At 57.1% G+C, this 23479-nt stretch carries 22 protein-coding genes and 1 pseudogene; 10 read left to right on the top strand and 13 right to left on the bottom strand.

Features of this window, described 5'->3' with window-relative positions:
- Positions 1 to 554 precede the first annotated feature (554 nt).
- Complete coding sequence (locus tag HMPREF2708_RS10740) at positions 555 to 1850, top strand: citrate synthase (protein WP_083321941.1); 1296 nt, start codon at positions 555 to 557, stop codon at positions 1848 to 1850.
- A gap of 245 nt (positions 1851 to 2095) precedes the next feature.
- Positions 2096 to 2455 carry an FKBP-type peptidyl-prolyl cis-trans isomerase gene (locus HMPREF2708_RS10735; RefSeq protein WP_005511805.1) on the top strand — a complete coding sequence of 120 codons (360 nt, stop codon included), beginning with the start codon at positions 2096 to 2098 and terminating at the stop codon, positions 2453 to 2455.
- A gap of 175 nt (positions 2456 to 2630) precedes the next feature.
- Here HMPREF2708_RS10735 and HMPREF2708_RS10730 read toward each other — a convergent pair whose 3' ends face one another.
- Positions 2631 to 4112: a carboxyl transferase domain-containing protein gene (locus HMPREF2708_RS10730; protein ID WP_070834218.1), complete on the bottom strand. Its 1482-nt coding sequence runs from the start codon at positions 4110 to 4112 to the stop codon at positions 2631 to 2633.
- Positions 4113 to 4220: 108 nt separating this feature from the next.
- Between HMPREF2708_RS10730 and HMPREF2708_RS10725 the strand changes: the two genes are divergently transcribed.
- Positions 4221 to 5207, top strand: a complete 987-nt coding sequence (locus tag HMPREF2708_RS10725) for a ribokinase (protein WP_070834217.1) — start codon at positions 4221 to 4223, stop codon at positions 5205 to 5207.
- Between the two features lie 91 nt (positions 5208 to 5298).
- On the opposite strand, the gene HMPREF2708_RS10720 is transcribed toward HMPREF2708_RS10725, so the two are convergent.
- The 4 genes from HMPREF2708_RS10720 to HMPREF2708_RS10705 are packed head-to-tail and all read right to left on the bottom strand — an operon-like array spanning position 5299 to position 8361.
- Positions 5299 to 6564 (bottom strand): ABC transporter permease, encoded by a 1266-nt coding sequence (locus HMPREF2708_RS10720; RefSeq protein ID WP_070628811.1) that lies wholly within the window; start codon positions 6562 to 6564, stop codon positions 5299 to 5301.
- On the bottom strand, positions 6561 to 7466 hold the full coding sequence (locus HMPREF2708_RS10715; RefSeq protein ID WP_070834216.1) for an ABC transporter ATP-binding protein: 906 nt from the start codon (positions 7464 to 7466) through the stop codon (positions 6561 to 6563). Before HMPREF2708_RS10715 ends, HMPREF2708_RS10720 begins: the two co-directional genes overlap by 4 nt.
- A gap of 59 nt (positions 7467 to 7525) precedes the next feature.
- Entirely contained in the window at positions 7526 to 8095 is a 570-nt protein-coding gene (locus HMPREF2708_RS10710; protein WP_070628813.1) for a hypothetical protein, read from the bottom strand.
- Positions 8096 to 8097: 2 nt separating this feature from the next.
- The gene (locus tag HMPREF2708_RS10705; RefSeq protein ID WP_042388879.1) at positions 8098 to 8361 is read right to left on the bottom strand and encodes a helix-turn-helix transcriptional regulator; all 264 of its coding nucleotides are present in this window, start codon (positions 8359 to 8361) and stop codon (positions 8098 to 8100) included.
- Positions 8362 to 8494: 133 nt separating this feature from the next.
- Between HMPREF2708_RS10705 and HMPREF2708_RS10700 the strand changes: the two genes are divergently transcribed.
- The 6 genes from HMPREF2708_RS10700 to gcvT all read left to right on the top strand — a co-directional run bounded on the left by HMPREF2708_RS10700 (position 8495) and on the right by gcvT (position 16381).
- Positions 8495 to 9361, top strand: coding sequence for an aldo/keto reductase (locus HMPREF2708_RS10700; protein ID WP_070834215.1), 867 nt, complete (start codon positions 8495 to 8497; stop codon positions 9359 to 9361).
- Positions 9362 to 9422: 61 nt separating this feature from the next.
- Positions 9423 to 10175 carry an enoyl-CoA hydratase gene (locus HMPREF2708_RS10695; protein WP_070834214.1) on the top strand — a complete coding sequence of 251 codons (753 nt, stop codon included), beginning with the start codon at positions 9423 to 9425 and terminating at the stop codon, positions 10173 to 10175.
- A 41-nt stretch (positions 10176 to 10216) separates the two neighbouring features.
- Complete coding sequence (locus HMPREF2708_RS10690) at positions 10217 to 12670, top strand: HAD-IC family P-type ATPase (protein WP_070834213.1); 2454 nt, start codon at positions 10217 to 10219, stop codon at positions 12668 to 12670.
- Positions 12671 to 12896: 226 nt separating this feature from the next.
- The gene (locus HMPREF2708_RS10685) at positions 12897 to 13274 is read left to right on the top strand and encodes a DUF485 domain-containing protein (protein ID WP_070834212.1); all 378 of its coding nucleotides are present in this window, start codon (positions 12897 to 12899) and stop codon (positions 13272 to 13274) included.
- A gap of 3 nt (positions 13275 to 13277) precedes the next feature.
- Positions 13278 to 14930, top strand: coding sequence for a solute symporter family protein (locus tag HMPREF2708_RS10680; RefSeq protein WP_070834211.1), 1653 nt, complete (start codon positions 13278 to 13280; stop codon positions 14928 to 14930).
- A gap of 278 nt (positions 14931 to 15208) precedes the next feature.
- On the top strand, positions 15209 to 16381 hold the full coding sequence (gene gcvT / locus HMPREF2708_RS10675; protein ID WP_070834210.1) for a glycine cleavage system aminomethyltransferase GcvT: 1173 nt from the start codon (positions 15209 to 15211) through the stop codon (positions 16379 to 16381).
- Between the two features lie 204 nt (positions 16382 to 16585).
- Here the strand turns inward: gcvT and HMPREF2708_RS10670 are convergent, their stop codons facing one another.
- The gene (locus tag HMPREF2708_RS10670) at positions 16586 to 17221 is read right to left on the bottom strand and encodes a hypothetical protein (protein ID WP_070834209.1); all 636 of its coding nucleotides are present in this window, start codon (positions 17219 to 17221) and stop codon (positions 16586 to 16588) included.
- A gap of 282 nt (positions 17222 to 17503) precedes the next feature.
- Between HMPREF2708_RS10670 and HMPREF2708_RS10665 the strand changes: the two genes are divergently transcribed.
- Positions 17504 to 18082, top strand: a complete 579-nt coding sequence (locus HMPREF2708_RS10665) for an RDD family protein (RefSeq protein ID WP_070834208.1) — start codon at positions 17504 to 17506, stop codon at positions 18080 to 18082.
- Positions 18083 to 18096: 14 nt separating this feature from the next.
- Here the strand turns inward: HMPREF2708_RS10665 and HMPREF2708_RS10660 are convergent, their stop codons facing one another.
- The 7 genes and pseudogenes from HMPREF2708_RS10660 to HMPREF2708_RS10635 all read right to left on the bottom strand — a co-directional run bounded on the left by HMPREF2708_RS10660 (position 18097) and on the right by HMPREF2708_RS10635 (position 23437).
- Positions 18097 to 18954 (bottom strand): siderophore-interacting protein, encoded by an 858-nt coding sequence (locus HMPREF2708_RS10660; protein WP_070834207.1) that lies wholly within the window; start codon positions 18952 to 18954, stop codon positions 18097 to 18099.
- Between the two features lie 258 nt (positions 18955 to 19212).
- Complete coding sequence (locus HMPREF2708_RS10655; protein WP_070834206.1) at positions 19213 to 20355, bottom strand: tyrosine-type recombinase/integrase; 1143 nt, start codon at positions 20353 to 20355, stop codon at positions 19213 to 19215.
- A 24-nt stretch (positions 20356 to 20379) separates the two neighbouring features.
- Entirely contained in the window at positions 20380 to 20676 is a 297-nt protein-coding gene (locus HMPREF2708_RS11150) for a hypothetical protein (protein WP_070834205.1), read from the bottom strand.
- Positions 20677 to 20769, bottom strand: a pseudogene (locus tag HMPREF2708_RS11455) (DUF2335 domain-containing protein); the annotation flags it as partial.
- Between the two features lie 41 nt (positions 20770 to 20810).
- The gene (locus tag HMPREF2708_RS11145) at positions 20811 to 20993 is read right to left on the bottom strand and encodes a hypothetical protein (protein ID WP_053412745.1); all 183 of its coding nucleotides are present in this window, start codon (positions 20991 to 20993) and stop codon (positions 20811 to 20813) included.
- Positions 20994 to 21089: 96 nt separating this feature from the next.
- Positions 21090 to 21962, bottom strand: a complete 873-nt coding sequence (locus HMPREF2708_RS10640; RefSeq protein WP_070767536.1) for a DNA adenine methylase — start codon at positions 21960 to 21962, stop codon at positions 21090 to 21092.
- Positions 21959 to 23437, bottom strand: a complete 1479-nt coding sequence (locus tag HMPREF2708_RS10635; RefSeq protein ID WP_070834204.1) for a hypothetical protein — start codon at positions 23435 to 23437, stop codon at positions 21959 to 21961. The genes HMPREF2708_RS10640 and HMPREF2708_RS10635 overlap by 4 nt, the downstream gene beginning before the upstream one ends.
- Positions 23438 to 23479 lie beyond the last annotated feature (42 nt).

The following is a 23479-nucleotide window of genomic DNA, read 5'->3' as shown; positions in this document are numbered from 1 at the left end:
GCGAAGAATTTTTTCCAGTTTTGTTGGCGCTGAAAACTTAGCGATGTGGGGCCTCTGGTGGACGGGGAGGGGTGGATTATTGTGGATTGAACTGATGTGGTTTTGGATATTGGTTCGATGACTTTCGAACTTTTAAAGACGATGACTGTTGAATGTGCTCCTGGCCCCCTGGCTAGTAAATGAGCAGTGACAACACAATAAACCCGTTTTTTCCATTTGCATTTCGGGGTGAAGAGGGGTCAAGATTGGGTAAGCCCAGGCTGCCCGAATGGGGTAGAGGGTGTTGCACTGCTCACACTCTTTGATATTGTGTGTTCTAATCCACTGCGGGTGTCGGATCTTTATGATTACGACACGGTCGATGTGAACTAAGCAAACTTTTTCACTGGACAAGATGCAATGGAACGCAAATGTCGCGCATAATTGAATCATTGGAAACAATGCGACCCCGAAGGGGTGGCGTGGAGTTGGGAGGCAGCATGCTGTTTTCCGCTGTGCCTGCTTCCCCCGCACTCTGGAGTCGTTAAGAAGAATTTTTCTGTGAAAGGGAAGTTGTGGCTACTAAAGACGGCAAGGCTGTACTCCACTACCCGGGCGGCGAGTTCGAGATGGACATCGTCAAGGCAACCGAGGGTAACGACGGTATTGCGCTGGGCAAGATGCTCCAGGAAACTGGACTGACCACCTTTGACCCGGGCTACACCGCCACCGGTTCTACCGAGTCCAAGATCACTTACATCGACGGCGGTAACGGCATCCTGCGCTACCGCGGTTACCCGATTGAGCAGCTGGCTGAGAAGGCTACCTTCAACGAGGTTTCCTACCTGCTGATTCACGGCCACCTTCCTTCTGAGGAAGAGCTTGCGCAGTTCAACCACGACATTCGTCACCACACCCTGCTGGACGAGGACTTCCGTCGCGCATTCAGCATCTTCCCGCGTGGCGCACACCCGATGCAGACCCTGGCTTCTTCGGTCAACATTCTGGCTTCCTACTACCAGGACGAGCTGGATCCGCTGAACGAAGAGCAGCGCAACCTGGCTGCGGTTCGCCTGATGGCTAAGGTCCCGATGCTGGCTGCGTACGCTTACCGCGCATCCAAGGGCGAGCCGTACATGTACCCGGACAACAACCTGAACGCTCGCGAGAACTTCCTGCGCATGATGTTCGGTTACCCGACCGCTGACTACGAGGTTGACCCGGTAGTGGTTGACGCTCTGGACAAGCTGCTCATCCTGCACGCTGACCACGAGCAGAACTGCTCCACCTCCACTGTCCGCATGGTCGCTTCCTCCGGCGCTTCCATGTTCGTCTCCATCGCTGCTGGTATCAACGCTCTGTCTGGCCCGCTGCACGGTGGTGCTAACCAGGCTGTTCTGGAGATGCTCGAGGACATCCAGCAGAACCACGGTGGCGACGCTACCGAGTTCATGAACCGCGTAAAGAACAAGGAGCCGGGCGTCCGCCTGATGGGCTTCGGTCACCGCGTCTACAAGTCCTACGACCCGCGTGCAGCTATCGCTAAGAAGACCGCTCACGAGGTGCTCGAGCACCTCGGCGGCGACGAGCTGCTGGATCTGGCCATGAAGCTGGAAGAGATTGCACTGGCTGATGACTACTTCGTCTCCCGCAAGCTCTACCCGAACGTTGACTTCTACACCGGTCTGATTTACCGCGCCATGGGCTTCCCGACGGACTTCTTCACCGTCCTGTTTGCCATCGGCCGTCTCCCGGGCTGGATTGCTCAGTTCAACGAGCAGGTCACTGACCCGGCATCGAAGATCAACCGTCCTCGCCAGATTTACACCGGCGAGACCGAGCGTGACTTCGTTCCGCGCGACCAGCGCTAAGGTTTTTAGCGATGGCTGCGTAGAGTTTCCTCGCAAGTAATTCAAGGTAGAGGAACTCCGCGCAGAACAAATCCGTGTAGAAAACGCGAAAAGGCGCGTACTAGCCTTCGAAAGGTTGGTACGCGCCTTTTATTTTTCCTAGAATTTTAAGAAACCCCATTTAAGTTGGGCCCATTTACGCTGGGGCCAATCAAGTTGGGCTGAAAGCCAACTTTGATCAATGCCAACTGTGATAGGAGATTGTCTTGTCCAAGCCAGAACTCACTGCTAAGTCCGGTCCGGCTCCGACGGAACTCGTCATCAACGACCTCACTGTCGGTGACGGCAAGGAGGCCACCCCGGGTGCTCGCGTCGAGGTCCACTACGTGGGTGTTGACTACGAAACCGGTGAGGAGTTCGACTCTTCCTGGAACCGCGGCCAGTCCATCGAGTTCCCGCTGAACGGTCTGATTGCCGGTTGGCAGGAAGGCATTCCGGGCATGAAGGTCGGCGGTCGCCGCGAGCTGATTTGCCCGCCGGAGAAGGCTTACGGCCCGGCTGGTGCAGGGCACTTCCTGTCTGGTAAGACCCTGGTCTTCGTCATCGACCTGTTGGACGTTAAGTAAAACTTCTCCCCAATAGGTAAGGCCCCCGGATTTCCAGCGAAGAAAGTGACTGCGTTTATGACGCTTCAGGCGTGAAAATTTGCCCAAAAGTGTCATAAACCCAGTCACTTTCTTGCTTTTTGAGGTTGGGGTGGGGCTGAAGGCCCAAACCAGGCCCAAACCAGCCCCCGGCCCCCTACTCACCCAGCGCGAAGCGACGGTAGTGGTCGAAACGTTGCTCACGGCCAACGCGAGCCGGGTTCTTCTCGAGTTCCCAGAGGGCGTGCTCGATAGCGCTCAGAGCACGGCGGGGCAGTTCGGCCGGATCCTCAGGTTCGGCCACGATCTCGTCGATGACCCCGGTCTTCAGCATGGCCTCGGCGCCAACGCCCTGTTCCTCCATCATTTCTGGAGCATGCTCGGTGTCTCGGTAGATAATCGCCGAAGCACCCTCCGGCGGCAACGGAGACATCCAGGCATCGTGCATTGCCAGCACGCGGTCAGAGGGCAGCATGGCCAGCGCGCCACCACCGCAGCCCTGGCCGAGAATGAGAGACACGGTCGGGACCTTCAAGTTCACCAGCGTGGTCAAGGTGCGGGCAATTTCGCCGGCCATGGCATTTTCCTCGGCATCTTTGGTCAACTCAGCGCCGGGGGTATCAATGACCGTGACCAGCGGAATGTTCAGGCTCTCCGCGATGCGCATCGCGCGGCGGGCAAAACGCAGTGAACCCGGCCCCATTGGGTGTGTGCCCAGCGGCGGCTGGTTATGGCGATCCTGGGCGACCAAAATCACCGGCCGCTCACCAATCCGCGCTAGGCGAGCCCGGACCGACAGCGATTTGTGGCCATCGCCAGTGCCGGAGATTGGCACGGAGCAGTCGACAAGGGCATCGATAATATCGCCGCCACCTGGACGAGAAGTATCGCGGGTGCGCAGGATAGCATCCCAGGTATCGCGACCATCAATGGCTGCTGCTGGCGGTGGGGTGGGTTCGCTGGGGTCTCCGTCGGCAAGCACGTCGATGGTGCGGCGGACAGCGCCGCGCAGACCTTCGAGCGGAATGATGCCGTCGATAATGCCCTGCTTGAACAGGTTCTCGGAGGTCTGAACGCCTTCGGGCATGGGTTCGCCGGTAGCGAGCTCGACGACGCGCGGGCCGAGGAAGCCGAGAAGCGCGCCGGGCTCTGCGAAGGTGAAGTGACCTGCCGACCCCCACGACGCCATGACACCGCCGGTGGTGGGGTTGCGCAGGTACACCAGGAATGGCAAGTGAGAATCCTTGTGGCGCGCCACTGCGGTGGTAATAGAGATCATGAGCGCGAACGCCGCGGTGCCCTCCTGCATGCGAGTGCCGCCCGAAGTTGGTGAGAGCAACAGCGGCAGCTGCTCCGCGGTCGCGCGCTCGATGCTGCGGATAATCCGGCGAGCGGTAGCGGTGCCGATAGAACCGCCGAGGAAGCCGAACTCAGAACAGATGACGGCGACGCGCTTACCGCCGACGGTGCCTTCGCCGGTGATAACGGCCTCATCGAGACCGGTTTTCTCAGAGGCGCGGGACAGTGTGCCGCGGTAGGCCTCGTCGATGTTGCCGTGTTCGGGCGTGCCGTCCCAGGATGTGAAACTTCCGTGGTCGAGGACGGTATCTATTACTTGTTGGGCGCTGATTCTAGCCATACCTCCACGGTAGTAAACAAGGGGTAAACCGGCTTAGTTGATGGTGGGCGGAAAGGGGTAGCGCTATTGTCGGAAAAAACATGTCCGCACTACCGAGGAGTCGAACCAATGCCGATTACTGAGCGCCTCACCGAGCTGGCTGAACAGAGGCCAAACGTATGTGTCGTCGGTTCCATCAACGCAGACCTGACTGTCACTGTGAAGCGCCTTCCGCATGGCGGTGAGACAATCCAGGGCAGTCCTTTGCGCATTCTGCCGGGTGGTAAGTCGGCGAATCAGGCGGCGACGGCTGGCAGGCTGGGCGCGGCCGTGGAACTCGTCGGCGCGGTCGGTTCGGATCCCAACGCACAATTGCTGCGCGACGCGCTTACCGACGCTCACGTGGACATCTCCGCAGTTGAGACCGTCGACTCTGCCACTGGTACAGCCATGATTGTTGTTGATGATGCGGCGGAGAATTTCATTGTCATCTCCGCTGGCGCCAATGGTGAAGTCGATGCTGAGACGGTGCGCGGTCATGCGGACAAGATTCAGCGGGCGGGGTGCCTCGGTCTGTGTCTGGAGATTTGTGAGGAGGCGGTCCTGGCCGCCGCGCAGATTGCCCACGATGCGGGTGTGCCGGTGGTGTTCAACCTGTCGCCGATTCGGGCGGTCAGCGAGGACCTGCTCGCGCTGGTCGATGTCCTCATTGTCAATGAGCACGAACTCGCAGCCATCATCGGCTCCGAGCGTGCGGTCGCCGGTTGCGAGCACGGTCAGTGGGATGCGGTTGGGCGCGCGCTTGCCGACGAACACGGGATTTCCACGGCCATTGTCACACTTGGCGGGGAGGGGTCTGCGGTCCTGAAGACGTCGGAAAGCGAGGTGTCAGTCACACGCATTTCGGCGCTGCCCATCGAGGTCGTGGATACCACGGGCTGCGGTGACGCGTACATGGGCACGGTCCTCACCGCGTTGGCCGCGGGCGATGATGTGGTGACGGCAGCTCGTCTTGCGGGGGTGGTCTCGGCTCATGCGGCGACGGGCGTGGGGGCGCAGACCTCCTATGGCGAGACAGGAAAAATCGCGCAGTTTGCGGCGGACCATGGGCTATAAGGTGCGCTGAGCAAACTACGCGATTGACGAATATTCGGTTTTAGGTGACTGTGGCCGAAGGGGCCCCGCTCCTTTTTTGGCAGGGCTGGGGCTAGCTCTTGGCCGTTAGGGCCTTCTTCCAGCTGACCGCGGCACCGGTGCGCAGGACATTGCGCGGGTAGATCCAGGCTGCGAGTGCGATGACCGCGGCTACCGCCACAACCATGATTAGCAGTGAGGCAACCAACTGGAGTGCGGAGAAGTTGCCAACGGCATACTGCAACGGAGCGGTGGTGATGGAAACTGGCGGAATCCACGAGGCAATCTGCATGACGGTGGAGTCCAGCTTGCTCCAGCCAAACAGCGGAACATACATCGTAATCAGCGAGAACACCAGTACCGGCATCTGTGCGCCCTGGAAATCTTCCATACGGCTGACCAGTGATGCGGAGGCTGCATACAGCGCGGCGAAGAAGAAGTAACCGAGGATGAAGCACGGGACCAGCAGCCAGACTGCGGACCACGGGACATCGAAGCTCTCCGCCAATCCGGTAATCATGAGGGCAACTGCGGCGCTGGCGGTCAGTACGCTCATCATGATGATGCCGGCCAGACCGGCTCCGAGGATCTTGCCGGCCAGCAGGTGCGCCGGGCGGACTGTCGAGAGAATGATTTCGATGACGCGGGAGGACTTCTCCTCGATGACGCTGGTGGCCACTGCGCCGCCGAAGACGAGGATGGCGGTCATCATGACCATCACACCGATTAGAGTGATGAGCATCGCAGGCATCTTCTCGTCTTTTGCTTCATCCAGGGATTCCACCGACACGGCTGCGCTTTGAGTCTTGGAGAAAAACTCGCCGGGGTTGATTCCGTTTTCGCTGAGCAGCATGGCTTCGTTCTGTTTCTGCAGCGACTCCTGCAGCATTGGGGCCAGCCAGGATGGGGCGTCGTCGGCAAGCAGCTTCCACGAGCCCTCCTTGCCTTCTGCGGTGTCGGGGACGAGAGCGGCGTCGGCATCACCGTCGGTGACGGCAGCGCGAGCGGCCTTGTCGTCTGCCGCGGACGTAATCTCCAACGGTGACAGCGATGCCGTGGCAAATGCGCCGGCTGCGGCATCCGCACCTTCAGCACCCTTCATTTCGGCGGTGGCGTCGGCGAGAGAGTCCGCGAACGGCGCTTCTCCGACGACCGCGATCTTGACAGCGTCATTATCGGACTTGGAAGTCATGTAGTCGGCAACGAAGATGCCGCCGACAGCCGCCACCGCCATGATGATGAGCGTGATTAGCGAGCTCTTCTTCAGCAGATGCTCGCGGAGTTCGCGGGCGAAAACAGTCTTGATGGCTGTTGAGGCGTTGTAGGTGTTGGTGCTCATTGCTGTACGGCCTCCTGGTAGAGCTCGGTAAGTGGAATTTGCAGAGGTCCAAACGAACGGACCGTTCCCGCTGCCATTGCGCTGTGCAGTAGCTTCTGGTCGGTGTCGACTGGGGCGTTGGAATCGAGGTGAACGACGGTGGAGCCGTGGGCATCGCGTTCCACGCTTGTCACGCCCTCGACGGAGGTCGCCCAATCCTGGGACGCACCATCGAGCTTGACGACGAAAGCCCGTGGGCCACGTGCTCGCAGCTCATCAACGGTGCCTTCCACGAGCATGCGGCCGTCGCGGATGATGCCGACGCGGTCACACATGCGCTCGACGAGGTCGAGCTGGTGAGAGGAAAAGACAATCGGAGTGCCGCGGTCGGCGTACTCCTTGAGCACGGAGCTCATCACCTTGACCGCCACTGGGTCGAGGCCGGAGAAGGGCTCGTCGAGGACGAGTATCTCTGGGTCGTGGACGAGGGAGGCTGCCAGCTGCACGCGCTGCTGATTGCCGAGCGAGAGCGTGTCGACCTTGTCGTTGGCGCGTTCGGTGAGACCGAGGCGCGCCAACAAGTTATCGGCGTTGGACTCCGCGCGCTTGGTGGGCACACCGTGTAAGCGAGCAAAGTAAATCAGCTGCTTGCGGACCTCAGTCTTGGGGTACAGACCGCGTTCTTCTGGCATGTAGCCAATCGTGCGGCGTAGCGAGTCATTCATCGGGGTATCGCCGATGCGCACTTCGCCTTTATCGGTGGCCAGCACGCCGAGGGCAATGCGCATGGTGGTGGTCTTGCCGGCACCGTTGGAGCCGACGAAGCCGTAGATTTCTCCAGGGTGAACTTGGAAGCTCATGCCACGGAGAACCTGCAGGTCTCCGTAGGACTTCTCAAGCCCGTCAATAATGAGGCTGTTCATAGTGATCCTTAGATTGAGGAGTAAAGGGCAGGGGAGGGATGTGAGTTTTTGAACCCGTACTAGTCGTCCCGTAGGTTCCAGGCATAGACGACGGTGGGAAGCGAGGAAATGTAAAGGAAAGCGATAATTCCGAAGATCCCAAAGCTGTACGGAATGTAGTGTCCCCAGTCAGGCTGTGCGTTCAGAACATAGGTGCCCACAAGAACTAGAGCGAGGAAGGACACTAGGCCGAAGTAGAGGAAGCAGCGGTAAGTGAGTCCGCGCAGGTTCAAAATTTGTTCTTGCTGGTACTCGTCCAGCAGTGAGATGGGCGCACTGTCAACCATGTCGACTGTGATGTTGAGGCTGGTCCAGACGGCAATCGTAATGAGGGAAATCACTGGCCAGAGCAGAGAAAGCCAGCCCGGGAAAATATCGGTCAGAGTGCCGAGAAGCGCGATGCCGCTCAGCAGCATCAGCACAAGGCATACCTCGAATGCGATGACCAGCTTCCGCCGCGCCGCCTGGTTGCGCCACTTAGTCAGCCAGCCCGACATCTGCTCGACACGCTTTGTGTACTTCGCCTCGCGCCGGGCTTCTAGCTTCTCGAAAAAGTTCGGTGTTGCGTTTTCAGTCCGAATAGTTGGCATCGTTAGCTTTCCTTTCGGTATAGGGCAGAGGACATGGGCTTGAATTCCTCGCGAGAGAACACCGCCTCAACGGGGAGATCGAACACCGCGCAGATACGAAATGCCAGATCCAGGCTGGGGTAGTGGTCACCTCGCTCCAACGCGCCAATCGTTTGAGGATTGACCTCTACTTGTTTGGCTAGTTCTGCTCGGCTGAGTCCGTGTTCTGCCCGCAGTACTGAGATTCTGTTGAATATCGGTTCTTTGGGTTTAATCTTTGGGGACACACCCCAAAGTGTTGTATAAGCACAACGCTCCGTCAACTGTTTGCAATAAAATGAATGGCAATCACTTTTTTAAATCGCAGGTCAGCGGGGCAGAAAAAATCTAAAAAATTTTCAGTCCGTACACTCGGTTGGCATGACCACACTCGAGTCGAAGTACGATGCAGCGACAACCGGAATTGCCAACGTGGAAATGGTCGATGGCAACGCCATCCCCATCCTGGGGTTTGGTACCTACAAGCTTGACGATGAGCAGGCGCGCGAATCCGTGCGCTACGCCCTGGAGCTCGGCTACCGCCACATCGACACCGCATCGCTCTATGGCAATGAGCGAGGGGTTGGGCAGGGTATTGCTGATGTGGTCGCTGCGAATGTCGTAAAGCGTGAAGATATTTTCGTGACCACGAAGGTTTGGAACGATGCGCAGGAGCCGGCGGCGACGCGCGAGTCCGTGCGAGCATCGCTGGAGCGGCTTGGCCTTGACTATGTTGACCTGGTGCTTGTGCACTGGCCGGTGGAGAAGCAGGGAACGTTTGGGCAGTGCTTCGACACGCTGCTAGAGCTCAAGCGAGAGGGGCTGATTCGCTCGGTTGGTGTGGCGAACTTCTATCCAGAGGTGCTCGACCAGCTCTCGGAGACTCCGGTGGTTAACCAAATTGAGCTGCATCCGCAGTTCCCGCAGGACGAGCAGATTGCAGACGATCGCCGTCGCGGCATCGTTACGCAGGCGTGGTCGCCACTGGGGCGCGCGAAGTACTTTGAGGGCTCGCCGATTGCTGAAATCGCAGACCGCCTGGGTAAAACTCCCGCCCAAGTTGCTATCCGCTGGCACCTCCAGCGTGGCATCGTTGCTATCCCGAAGTCGGGCACGCCGTCGCGCATCAAGGAGAACTTTCAGGTCACCGACTTTGAGCTCACCGACGAGGATATGGAAACGATTGCGTCGATGGCGCGTGCCGACGGGCGCCTGAGTGGTGATCCGCGGGTATTCGGCAACGAATGAGCGAAGTTAGATTTGCTTATAGCTCCATCGCTATTGGTGTTTCGCGGGTAGCCTAAATGCTATGACGAACCCAGCATCTGAAATCCGCGTCGAAGCTGACGGCGCGATTGTCACTATCACCATTGATCGAGATCATAAGCGCAACTCCCTGACTGCCGACGTGTGCCGTGAGATTGCCGATGCGGTGGAAGCTGCCGCTGAGGTTCCAGAGCAGCGCGTTATCCTGCTGCGCGGCGAAGGCCGCGCTTTCTGCGCTGGTGCCGATTTGAGCGGTCAGCACCACGAAAATTCCTTCCATGAGCAGCTACGTCGGATGCTGCGCACAATTGAGGCCAGCCGTCTGGTGGTTATTGCGGATGTGCAGGGGCCAGCTGTCGGAGCCGGCATGCAGCTGGCGATGGCAGCTGACCTGCGCGTCGTCGGCGAGCGCGGTTGGTTTATGATTCCGCCGGTCAAGCTCGGTATCGCTGTCGATGCCTGGACGATTCGCCGCGTACGCGTACTCGTCGGCGGTGCTCGTGCCCGCACTATTTTGCTGGCGGCCGAGCGCATGGATCAGGAAGCCGCCCGCGGTTGCGGTCTGGCTTCCTACCTCGGTGGTCCGGACAAGGCGGAGGAGGTAGCGCTCCGTGTCGCCACCTACGCACCACTGTCGCTGGCCTACCACAAGGCGGTACTCAACGACGATGAGACACATAGCCCGTTGAAGGACGACCAGCAGGAGCTCTACGACACAGTTTGGGCTTCCGAGGATGCTGCGGAGGCATCGAAGGCGCGAGCTGAAAAGCGCGAACCGAATTTCATTGGCAAATAGGTCGAATAGGTTCAGCAATTAGGCGAATAGGGTAGGCAGTCATGGGTTCGTGGAAAACTCCCGACAGCGGTCTTACTCAACAGCAGGTCCAGCAACGCATTGAGTTGGGGCACGTTAACGAGCTGCCTCCAACATCCGGGCGCAGTGTGTGGGACATCATCCGTGCCAATGTGTTTACCCGGATTAACGGTATTCTCGCTGTGTTATTTGCAGTCGTGCTCTATACCGGCTCAATCGTCAACGGTGCCTTTGGTCTGCTGATTATCGCCAACTCTATCGTCGGCATAGTCCAGGAGCTGCGCGCCAAATACACGCTGGACAAGCTCTCCATTGTCGGCCGCGCGAAGCCCCTGGTCATCCGAGATGGGGAGCCGGCTCGCGAGATCGACCGCGAGTCCGTCGTCCTCGACGATCTCATTGAGGTCGGCCCCGGCGACCAAATCGTCGTTGACGGTATTCTCCGCTACGCCTCTGACGTGGCCGTCGATGAATCCTCTCTCACCGGTGAATCCGATGCTGTCGATAAAAGCGTTGGGGACATGGTCTACTCGGGTTCCTCGGTCGTGGTGGGGTCGGCGCGATATCAGGCCACCAAAGTGGGCAAGGAGGCTTACGCCGCCAAGCTCGCAGCTGAGGCCAACAAGTTCACGCTTACTGATTCCCAGCTCTTCCGCGGTATCAACAAGATCCTGACCTATATTTCCTGGATTCTCATTCCCGTCGGTGCCCTAGCAATCTATACTCAACTCTTTGTCGCTGGCGATGATCTCAACGATGCGCTGCTGGCGATGGTCGCCACGCTGGTGCCCATGGTCCCTGAGGGGCTTGTCCTCATGACCACCATCGCGTTTGCCCTTGGTGTGGTGCGTTTGGGGCGGCGTCGCGTGCTGGTTAACGAGTTGCCCGCCATCGAAGGTCTCGCGCGTGTCGACACCGTGTGCGTCGACAAAACCGGCACACTCACCGAAAACGCGATGCAGCTTGTGGAAGTCGATATCGTATCGGGTGACGGTACTACCCGCGATGAGGTCGACTCCGCGCTCATCAATCTTTGCAAGCTTGACGATCGCCCCAACGCAACGGCTCGCGCACTACTCGATGGGCTTGCGGACGCAGGGGACGTCGTAAAGCATGAGCGGACCGAAACCCGCCCCTTCGCTTCAGCGAATAAGTGGTCGGCGCTGACGTATCACGGCGGTGTGACGTGGGTTTTCGGCGCGCCCGATGTGCTTGTCGACGACTCCGCGGTCGGCATGCAGAAAGCTCGGCAGCTTATGGAGGAAGGGCTCCGTGTACTCCTGCTCGCGCGGACATCAGTTGGCGCCGATGACCTGCCCGGAGGTGCGCTGCGGAAGAGCGAGGCGGTGGAGTTGGAACCGGTCGCGCTTGCGGTGCTGGGGCAGAAGGTGCGCTCAGATGCAGCGGAGACGGTGGCCTACTTCTATGAAGAAGGTGTTGAGGTCAAGGTCATTTCTGGTGACAATGACCGCTCTGTGGGGGCTGTTGCACGTGAGCTGAAAATGGAGGGCGCTAACAATCCTGTCGATGCCTCTGAGCTTCCGGCGAGCCGCGATGATGGTAGCGAAGCTAAGAGCGCCGAGATTCGCGACGAGTTTTCGGACATTGTGGAGTCGCGGCAGATCTTTGGTCGTGTTACGGCGGAGAACAAGCGCGATATGGTCCATGCGCTGCAGTCGCGCGGCCATCATGTGGCGATGACCGGTGATGGTGTCAATGATGTGCTGGCACTGAAAGCGGCAAATCTGGGCGTGGCCATGGGCGATGGGGCGCCGGCAACACGTTCGGTCGCGCAGTTGGTGCTGTTGGATAATCGCTTCGCCGTAATGCCGATGATTGTGGCGGAGGGCCGTCGCGTCATTGGCAATATCGAGCGCGTGGCCAACCTCTTTTTGACGAAGACCATCTACTCGGTGGTGTTGGCGCTGGCTGTGGGGCTGTGGGGGATGGATTACCCCTTCGAGCCAATCCACGTAACAATTACAGGCTGGTTCACGATTGGAATCCCGGCCTTCGTGCTGTCGTTGGCTCCTAACTGGGAGCGTGCGCGCGATGGTTTTGTGCGGCGCGTGTTGCGTCTAGCGATACCGGCCGGCATTACGGTAGGCCTGTTGACCTTTATGTTTTGGCTGTGGGCAAACCCGGGAGTCGGCGCCAGCGATGTGGCACGAGGGGAGGCATCGACTGCGACACTCATCGTGCTGATCGTTTCAGCATTTTGGGTTTTGGTGGTCGTGGCTAGGCCATACACCTGGTGGAAGGTGTTGTTGCTGGCGGTGTCGGCGGGAGCCTACCTGTTCATCTTCTCGGTTCGATCAGTGGCTTCGGTGCTTAATCTGTACTGGGTGGGGCAGGAGCTGTTGATTCCCGCGCTGATTGTGGGCGCCATCGGTGCGGCCATTATTGAGGCGCTGTGGTGGTGGCGTCAGAGTAGGCCATTGCCGGAAGAAGTGGAGAATACGAGCACAACAGCGTAAATGGGGGTAGTAAAAGGTCTCCTCAAGTATGCAGGTAATGGCGTTTTTGGGGGTGCCTTAAGGCTCGCTGAGAAGTAGTTAGTCGCATTTAACTTCTTTGCTAACTGTGTTCCAGGTAACTTTGTTTCAACACATAATGAAAAGTGTGGTGCATGGCACACCCCAGGGGTGGCTGTGCTGAACCTCATTACGAACACCTGCATAACTTCCTGGAAAGGATTAGCCCGTGTCCGCAACTCCTTTGCCGACAGACCGGCATAAGCCACAGGCGGCCGAGTACCGCTACGTGCAAAACTCAGCGCAGTTCCAAGAGCTCCGCTCTACATTCCGTTCATTCGCCATCCCGATGACCGTTGCAGGTCTGGTGTGGTACATCGCATTCGTCCTGTTTGCGACGTTTGCGCCGGACCTCATGGCAACTCCCGTACTGGGCAACATCAACCTGGGTATCGTCCTTGGTCTGCTCCAGTTCGTGACCACCTTCGCCATCACCTGGGTTTACATTAGCTTCGCCAACAAGAAGCTCGAGCCGATGCAGGCAGAGCTGCGCGAGGCAATGGAAAGTGGCGAAATCGCTGAAATTGTTGCAAAGAAGGAGGCATAAGACATGCTGACCAGTTTCTTTGCTGCAGATGACACTGCAGCAGCAGGTAACCCGATTCTCAACATCGCGGTCTTCGTCGCCTTCATTGTTGCGACCATGTTCATCGTTACTCGGGTGGGTAAGGGCGGAAATAAGGGAGCATCTGACTTCTACACCGGTGGTGCACAGTTCTCCGGTACCCAAAACGGTCTCGCCATTGCAGGTGACTACCTCTCGGCTGCGTCCTTCCTGGGTATCGTCGGCGCCATCGCGCTGACTGGTTACGACGGATTCCTATACTCCATCGGCTTCTTCGTCGCTTGGCTCGTCGCGCTGCTGCTGGTTGCAGAGCCGCTGCGAAACGTCGGTAAGTTCACCATGGCCGACGTGCTGTCATTCCGTCTTAAGCAGCGTCCGGTCCGTACCGCAGCTGCTATCTCCACTCTCGCAGTGACCCTGTTCTACCTCATTGCGCAGATGGCCGGTGCAGGTTCCCTGGTTGCCGTGCTGCTCAACATTCACGACTCCACTCAGCAGTCCATCGTTGTCGCTGTCGTCGGCATCATCATGGTCGCCTACGTTCTCATCGGTGGCATGAAGGGCACGACTTACGTGCAGATGATTAAGGCCGTCCTGCTGGTCGGTGCGGTCATCATCATGACCCTGATCATCCTGGTGGGTGTTAAGGGCAACTTCTCCCAGCTCCTGCAGGACGCAGTGGACATGCACGCGAGCTCCGACGCCATCGCCGAAAAGGGCTACGAAGCCTCCGCCATTCTTGAGCCGGGTCTGAAGTACGGTGGCTCCTTCGTTCAGCAGCTCGACTTCATCTCTCTGGGCCTGGCACTGGTGCTCGGTGTCGCTGGTCTGCCACACGTGCTCATGCGCTTTTACACGGTGCCGACCGCAAAGGAAGCTCGTAAGTCCGTGACTTGGGCAATCATCCTCATCGGTGGTTTCTACCTGCTGACCCTGGTGCTCGGCTACGGTGCAGCTGCACTCGTCGGTCCGGATCGCATCAACGCCGCCCCGGGCGGAGCCAACGCTGCAGCTCCGTTGCTGGCCTTCGAAATCGGTGGCTCCATCTTCATGGCAGTGGTCTCCGCAGTGGCGTTCGCTACCGTGCTGGCAGTGGTCGCCGGTCTGGCAATTACCGCCTCCGCCTCCGTTGGTCAGGATCTCTACCAGGCCGTGATCCGCAAGGGACAGGCAACGGAAGCCGAGCAGGTTCGCGTCTCCCGCATCACCGTTATCGTGCTGGGTGTTGTCTCCATTATCCTCGGTATCCTGGCCATGGGGCAGAACGTCGCCTTCCTGGTGTCACTGGCCTTCGCAGTGGCCGCATCCGCAAACGTTCCGACCATCCTGATGTCCCTGTTCTGGAAGCGCTTCAACACCGCAGGTGCAGTTGCCTCCATGTACACCGGTGTCATCGCCTCGCTGGTTCTGATTATCTTCTCCCCGGCAGTCTCCGGCGCTGAGTCCTCGATGATCCCGTCTGTTGACTTCTCCTGGTTCCCGCTGACCTCGCCGGGTCTGCTCGCAATCCCGCTTGCGTTCTTGGCTGGCATTATCGCCACCTACATGGGTAAGCCGGATAACTTCGATGACCTGGCAGCTGAGATGGAAGTTCGCTCCCTGACCGGTGTTGGCACCGAGGCTGCGGTTGATCACTAATAACCACTGAGCCCTTGGCTGACAACACTGCCCGAACAGCTCAGCCAAGCTCACTTAACCGAATAGACAAAGCAGAGGCCCCGTTATCGTCACTGGTAGCGGGGCCTTTGTCGTGGGCGCGGGGCCGTCGTCAAGCATATGCGAATCAGTGCATGATAATTAATGGACGGGCCGGTTGCGCTAGCTCCGCAGGGACTCGCGGAAGCGAGCGCGGAGTCTTAGATATAAGGTGGGAAGGTAACAATCTGGTTTGCCCCACCGCAATAATTGGAGTGTGTATGACTGACAATTCTGGCGCTTCTGAGAACAACAATTCTTTCCGTAGCGCCCTGCATGATGAGCACGTAAGCCTTGGCGCAGAGATGCGCAATGTTGGTGGCTACGAAGTGCCGTTCCGCTACTCTTCGGAAATTGCAGAGCACAACGCAGTGCGTGAGGCCGTTGGTGTTTTCGACCTGTCGCTGATGGGTATCATCCGCGTCACTGGTGAGGATGCGGCGGCGTTCCTTGCACACTCCCTGATTTCGGCAATCAAGCCGCTGGCGTTGGGCCGTGCCAAGTACACCATGATTGTGCAGGAAGACGGCGGCATTATTGATGACCTCATCATTTACCGTCTCGGTAGTCACGAATTCATGCTGGTGCAGAATGCCGCAGCCGCTGAAGATGTGTACTCGACGCTGCGCGAGCGCGTTGGTGGCTACAACGTCGAGGTTGAGCGCATGAATGATAAGAATGTGCTCCTGGCCATCCAGGGGCCGAAGGCTGCGAAGCTTCTGCGCCGTCTGCTGCCGCAGGATCTGCACGCGACTCTCGATGGCATGAACTACTACTCTTGCACCCTGCTCGAGGTCGCAGGTGTGGAAATGATTGTTGCCCGAACCGGCTACACCGGTGAGGACGGCTTCGAGATCTTCCCGCCGGCTGACCGCGCCGTCGAGGTCTGGCGTGCAATCATTGCAGCAGGTGGCAAGGTGGAAAATCCGGAGGATCCGGCTGACAACGGCGCTGACCTCGGCCTGCTGCCGTGTGGTCTGGCCTGTCGCGACACCCTGCGTCTTGAGGCCGGTATGCCGCTCTATGGCTACGAGCTGACTCGAGACCGCACTCCGTTGGAGACCGGCCTGAAGTCCATCATGGGGCCGACCAAGGGGCAGTTTATTGGGCGAAATGCCCTGATTAACCGTCCGCAGTCGAAGGAGCTGCTGGTTGGTCTGCGTTTCTCCGGTGATGAAGCTCCGAAGCGTGGCACCAAGCTCATTGATGCGGAAGGTAACGAGGTTGGTGTGCTGACTTCCGCCAAGGTGTCGCCGACTTTGGGCCACCCCATCGGTTTTGCATACGTTCAGCGTTGGCAGTCCTCCACTGGCACTGAGTTCACCGTTGAAGGCGCCGACATTACCGCTACCGTCGTGCCGACGCCGTTCTACAACCGCCGTCACCGCAAGTAGGGGAGTCCGCTTGTTCGGCCGCGTTGTGGCGAGCCGAAGTTTCGTTCAGGCTTGCCACAGCCTGAGCGATTCTGTAATAACAAAAATCCGCTGCAGTATTGTTGCAGCGGATTTTGGTGTTTTAGGGCGAGCTAGCGCACCTTACCCAACGGAGCCCCGAGTCGACGAACCTCGCCGTCCGAGCTAAACGTTCCCGAGCCAAAGCTAGCGGAACAGACCGGACAGTCCCTGATTATCCTCGCTTGGCTGCTCTGCTTGCTCCGATTCCGATTCTGTCGGTTCGCCGGAGGTTGTCGGAGTCGTTGAAGTAGTGGGCGGCGTGGAAGCATCAGAGCTCGTCGAGCTCTCCGCCTCACTTGTCTCCGTTGTGCTCTCGCTCGGAGTCGTCGGCTCAGGTTCCTGAGGCTGTGGCTCAGAGGTCGTCGAAGTAGTGGAGATCCACATTTGCTGCGATGTCGGGTTTGCGGGGGTTTGCTGCAGCACCGTCCACACCTCCTGCTCGCCGACTTGTGCGCATTCAAGATTCTGGCCGTTGGCGCTCATTCGTATTTCGCCGGTCTGGTTCGGGCACAGCTGCCCGATGCGCGGCGTACCGCCTTCTCGAACCTTTGGTCCCGTCGTCGTCGGCGAGCTCGTCGTCGACACCGTAGTAAGCAAGTTTGACGACGAAGCTTGCGTCACCGTGACCTCTTCGTTTTCACTGTTGGCGCAGCTGGTGGCCGTGGCTGCGAAGGTGAGGAAGCAGCAGGCCAGCGCCAGGTCCCGGCGGTGCTTGCGCCGACGGGCAGTGAGTTGAGGGTGCTGTACGGTTGACAGCTGAGTTCGTGTATTCACATCCATCTCACTTTCTGGGCTTCTCGGGCCTGCGTCGCGTGGTTTAATTCTCGGCTTTCTGGGTCGGCGTCTCCTGAAAAACCACTGGGGGCGCCAGCTATAGGGGAACTTGCCGAGTTACTGGCATGGAAGGAGCTGGCATCCAATAGATAGGTTGATTCAACCGGAAACTATACAGTCGACTTTTCGATTTTCCTACTGGAAGCTTCTAATCGTGGCAGAACGGATGCGGCAAGAATAGAGAATTCGTCTGCGAAGCTATAAGTGATTTTTGATAGCGTGTGCCCCATGAAACAGCGCATCTCGAATCGATTCTCCGTAAAGAGTAATGCGGATTTGTTCGCTCGGCGCAGTGGTGCGTGGATACTGGATTCGTTCCTTGTCGGAATCTTTGTTGCCATCATTGTGGCACTTGGCAAACTTGCGTGGGAAGCAGCCACGGCGAGCTGGGCGCTGCCGAGCCCGCCAGAGTTCAGAATTTTGTATGGTGCCATTTTCCCAGTTGTCTTTTTCTTTGTGCGCGTGGTTGCAGAGGCACGCGGTGAACAGACGTTTGGGAAAAGCACATTTTTGCTACACGTTGCGCCAGCGTGGAAAGTAGACTCTGGGGCGACTCCGTTCGAAGTCGCCCAGCCAGAGGGAACATCGGAGCTCGAGTCAGGAGACGATTCTTGGCGCGGAGGTTGGCAGGCGGCGGTACGTAATTGCTACCTATTGTTGATGATTTTCTTTCTTACGGATTTGGAGCCAATCGTTGAACTGTTTTTTGGTGTCCTGATGATTTGGGTTGCTGTTTGCCGCTGGCACCCATTCGACTGGTTGGCAGGAAAACGCGTCGTTGTTGAAAAAGGGCGTAGCGAGCGCTAGCGTTCGAGCAAGCGTTAGGCCCTGGCTTTTTCCTCTTCGGCCTCAACCTCAGCGTTGAATTCTCGTTTAGAGGACTGCCACTGGTCTTCAGTCATGCCGATACGCCAATAGCCAGAGATTGAAACGTCCTTCTTCGGGACCTCAGATTCAACGAAGAGGAAGCGACGCAGTTCCTTAATCATCTCGGCGACACCGTGGATGAACCAGCTAGTTTTCTTACCCTCTGGAATACCCGCCTCGCGCACCGTGCGGGATAGCTCTGTGCCGTGGGTTGCGCCGTTGCGGAGAACCCAATGGATTTCCACGCCTTCTCGGGTTGGGAGCTCAAACTTGCGATCTTCGGCTTCGACTTCGATGTATGCGGTTGCAGTCGTGCCTTCTGGGAGGTGCTTCAGTCCGGCGCTGATAGCTGGTGCTGCGGACTCATCGCCGGCGAGTACAAAGTGTTCATATTCTGCTGCAGGCCCCCACGCGCCACCTGGTCCTAAGAAGCCAAGCTTGTCTCCGACTTCAGCTACGCGTGCCCAAGGCCCAGCCAGGCCGGAATCGCCGTGGACGACGAAGTCGACATCGAAGTCGCCCGTTTCGGAGTCTAGATTAATCAGAGTGTAGGTGCGGGTGATTGGCAGTTTATCTCGCGGTTGTTCGTCGCGAATTTGCGCAATATCGAACGGCCAGGAGTAATCAGCTTCCTCTGGCACAAACAGTAACTTGATGTAATGGTCGGTAAACTCCAGCTCCTTGCCCACAAATGCAGGTGAGCTCATGCTCAAACGAACAAGGTCTGGAGAGAGCTGGCGACGTCCAGTAACTGTTGCCTCGTGTGCCTTACGGGGCTTACGCTTCGGTGCTGCTTTAGCTAGGTCAGCCATAGTTGTCACTGTCCTTCAACAAGTTTTTGGGCTGTTATGTACTGGCGGAAGCCTACATGCCATTCGATTAGGTAAGCCTAATGCAAGTGTTGCTGAAGGGCGTTGGGCGATGTGTTCTCAGGAGGGGGCGTAGTGGCCGGTCATCAGAAAACAAAGAAGCCTCGAGACATAACTGGAACGATGTCTCGAGACTTCACATTGTGCCCCAGAGAGGAATCGAACCTCTGGCACGACCGTATATATGCAGGATATGGAAGTTTAGTCGGCTTTTTGGCTCACTTTTGGCTCACCCTTGTTCTTTCTTCGGGACCCAGCAGCACGCTGCGCACGACCAACAGCATCAATCACTGAATCAAGATCTTCGTCAAAAAGACCAGAGTAAATATCCAGTGTTTCCTTTGCGCTCGCATGCCCAAGCTGAGCCTGAACGACCTTTACAGAAGCCCCATTAGAGATAAGCAACGACGCCGCAGTATGCCTCAAATCATGGGGAGTAAGCAAAGAAGGAAAACTACTGTCCTCAGCAACACACGCATCCACAGCAGAATGCCACCACGACCGCTTCGACGGCGTAGTCAAATGCCCACCACCACGCTTCTCCCACAACAGGCAATCAGGACTCTTCCCAGCCATCAGCGGAACCAAAAGCTCAAAAACAGCCGGCGTCGCAGCAATCACACGATCACGACGCCCCTTAGTCGCTCCAACCACAACCCGGCCACCGACAGTCGACGCAGACTTAGTCACCGAAATACGGCCCCGCAAAGGATTCACATCACCAACCGTCAAACCCACAGCCTCGCCCCAACGACAACCAGACGTGCCCAACAACCAAACCAACGCCTTCTTATCGTCCGAGCACTTCGACGCCAGCGCCTCCAACTGCTCCAAAGACAAGAACACCTGCTTCGGCCGCTTCCGCGCCGGGCAGTGCACGGCAGTAGCCGGATTTGTGGTGAGGCGTTTGTTGGTGATGGCGAGGTCGAGCAACCCGCGGATAATGCCTAGGCAGCGTTCGACGATAGTGACGGATTTATTCTCAGACAGGTCTACTATCCAGGTCTGTAGCTGCTCGGTGGTGATTTGGTTAATAGGCGTTAATCCCCAGTGGGGTTTGACGTGGGTGCGCCAGGCAGAGTCTAATGGCTTCCATGTTGAGGTGCCGTGGCGCATTTTCTTGATTGCTATCCATGGATCCCATAGCTCGGATAGGGGGATGTTGGACAGAGCGGGATCTACCCACGTGCCTTTTCTTTGTGCGACGCCTTGGTCTTCTATCCAGGCTTGGGCTTCCGCTTTGGTGGAGAAACCTCGTTTGCGGGTGCGTGAACCATCTGGTTTCGTGTATTGCACTTGCCAGCGTCGGCCGCTTTTCGTTTTGTAGTAGGAGACGGTAGCCATGACAAACGCCTTCCTGCGGCGAGATTACTCCTGCGGTGAGGAGCCTTTGTCTTTATTACTCCAGCTAGTCATCGCGCGCGGTGCTAGTAGGACTCCTAAGCCGCTTAATGCGGCTAGGAATGCGAATGCGGTTGTGCCGCTGGTGCCACTGACGGAAGTTAGTACGGCACCCACAATCAAGGCTGCGGTGAGCGCGGCAAAAATCCATTGAGCGCGGCGATGCGAGTTTGCATCTTCGCGGATTGAGTAGGCGATTGCGTTATTCACTTCAGCTTCGGATAGTGTGGCGGCATTCGCAGCAGAGATACTTCCTTCGGACATGCATACAATTCGTTCTGCAATTCCAGGGAAGGCTTGCTCGTATCGGGCTAGTTCCTCGGCTGGAGGAAGCGGACCTTGCCGAATTTGAAGCATTCGGGCGAATGCTTCTGAGTTTTCGGATACTACTTCGGCTGTTATCGCGTCATCGCTCCGTAATGGTCCATTGCTTTGCGTAGAGCCGTGCCTGTCTGTTCCCAGCCCTTCCGAAAGTTTTCCGATGGGTCGTGAATCGGAGTCGCTCGAATCACTCGACCGTCCGTCGAGCGGGCGATTACTGGAGTCTTGCGACGGCTCATGATGTACTCCAGGTTGGTCATCGGTCATCACTCCTCGCCTTCTGGTTAAACTGTTGGGGACGTGACAAAGCCTACTATACGGAAACGTTGAGGAACATAGGGGTCTACGATATGCGTCTACGTAGTTACCCACTCTGCTGTTCGGCCTCTGGTGAGCTGTACGTCTGGTACGTGGAGCGAGTCTGAATAGATGACAGCTTCTGTTCCGATGTGTTGCTTATGTGCTGTGTGGGCGATGGGGAAACGTGCGCACCGCACGTTTCGATAGAGGATGTCCGTAATTCGGGGATCATCGTCGTAGGTGAGCATCCATGGTGCGTGTGTATCTGCGAGTTTGCTTGCCAGGTCTACGTGCGCTGCTTCGTCGAAGGCATGCAGGTATAGGCCGTCACCTTGGACAACGTAGGGAGGGTCTGCGTAGATGAATACTTTGGAGCCTAGATCTGAGATGGAGTCGAGGAAATCTAGGCCTTCCATCTGCGTGACGTGTATTTGGTGTCGGTATTGTGCGAGATGCTGTACACGCGTGATTAAACCGCTCTTGTTGTAGCGTGCGTCTATTTTCCATGTGCCTTTTTGGTCGTGGCCACCGATGGGGCCGGCGTGGAGGATTCCCGAGCGGTTGGTTCGGTTAAGGAAGAAAGTTGCGAATCCTAGTGCGAGATCGTTTCCTGTCTCTCCTGCGAGGTAGGTGACACGTTGTTTGTGCCATTCGTCCAGGTTCACTTCGGTTTCGGAAATCAATTCGCAGAATTCCTCTGGGGCGGTGGTGATGCTGCGCCAGAAGGCTGCGATGCCGGGGTTAAGGTCGTTGAGGTGTATTTCTTCGACGATGCCATCGGTGAGAAGTTTCAATGCTGCGCCTGCTCCGCCCGCGAATGGTTCTGCGTAGTGCGTGGGTCGGGGTGTTTGGGCGGTGATGAGTCGCTGAAGGTAGGGGGCTAGGCGTGCTTTGCCTCCTGGATAGCGCAGCGGTGAAAGATACCTCATGAATCAGTATTATTGCGTAGTTTCTCGTTCATGGCCACCAGCAGCGGCTCGATGCGGTCGAACCAAATTTTTGCTTCAGAAGTTGTATTCGGCATTTGTGAGGAATGGACACCGAGTTGAATCACTTTCATGCTTTCCTCGTTGCAGCGGTTGTACAGTTCCTTCATCTCAGGCCAACTTTGAACTTTGTTTGCATAACTTGCGCACTCTGGATCGAGGAATTCGATTACAGCGCGAGTTTTTCCCCACACAGACTTATCGTTAGTTTCTGCATTGGGAAAGACTGATAAGAAGTGGGTGAGAGACAAATCAAGGAGGACTCTCAGTGTTGCTGCTCCAAGTTCGGGAAACTTCGCAAGGTCGAGTTGCGCTACTTCATTAGCGAGGAGATCTAGTCTCTCGGGGAAACTGTTTAAGCTGAGGCCTTGAAGAACTTTCACTGCCTCACGTCTATTACGGCGCTTTATTTTTGGCTTTTCTGTTTTGGGAGGGCTGGATGACTCCTTTGAGGGTGGTTCGTCTAGTGAATCTTTCTTTGCGGTAGGCGATCCTATACTCGTACTTGAAGCGCTATTGCTGGGAGCACTTGTGTAACCGGGTTCATTTGAATCGGATAGGTGTTTAGCGATTCGTTCTGCAAATTCTTTTCGCTGAGCAGCTTCGTCGAGTTTTCGGCTTCCCTTTTTCATGATGGAAAGCTCTAAGACGAGTTGTCGTATAGCGGGGAATGTTGCTTCTTTCCCCTTCTCCAAATCAACTTCAAGGCCACGGAAATCGATACCAAATATTGATCGAAAATCGCCGTCGCCAAAAACTCGGTCTAAAATGGTGAAATTCTTCTCGACTAGTTTGTGCAATGCTGCTTGAAGCTGTACGTCGTCGGCAAAGTCACGTGTAACGAACGATACGAAGGCATAGCCCCTTGAAGCCTTAGACGGATTCTGCTGCGCCTCGCGCCTAGCCTTTTGATAGGCTCCCCATTCTACCGCGCCTGTTCCATCACTGTTAAGCCCGTGGCGGCGATTAATCCAGGTGTCGGCTTCTTTCCGATTGGATGCGACTACGACCCGAATACTCGGGGGCGCATTGAAGTCAGATTCGCGAATGTACTTATCGACACGCCGTTTGTATTGAGTACCGACGCTCCCTAGCGAATCCAGGAGTTTTGGCCGTTTCCATAGTCGAAGGCAGAGGAGGCGACGATTACCCTCAAGCATGACGAATCTATTATCGACAGGCATGACAATTGGCAAGTCTGCACTACTAAGTTGACCAACCCGTGTGATGTCGCGAAGAAGCTGCATACATTTTTCGCCTGTTGTTTCAAGCATTTGCCGCATGGCATCTGTTTGGTCGGTAGCATCAGAGAATAGTCGCGGGTTCTGTAAGTCCATGTCCAGTTTGCTGATTGGCACGGTCTTCTGAGGCATTGCACGGCCTATGAATGGCTTCCTAGCCCTAGCTTCATTGCTCATGGATATTATTCTTTCCTCTCACCTGAGTTTCCATATGAGTCT

This window comes from Corynebacterium sp. HMSC073H12, assembly GCF_001837775.1.
Taxonomy (GTDB): domain Bacteria; phylum Actinomycetota; class Actinomycetes; order Mycobacteriales; family Mycobacteriaceae; genus Corynebacterium; species Corynebacterium amycolatum.
Note: the sequence above shows the minus strand (reverse complement) of the source record. Positions and strands in the feature narration are given on the sequence as shown.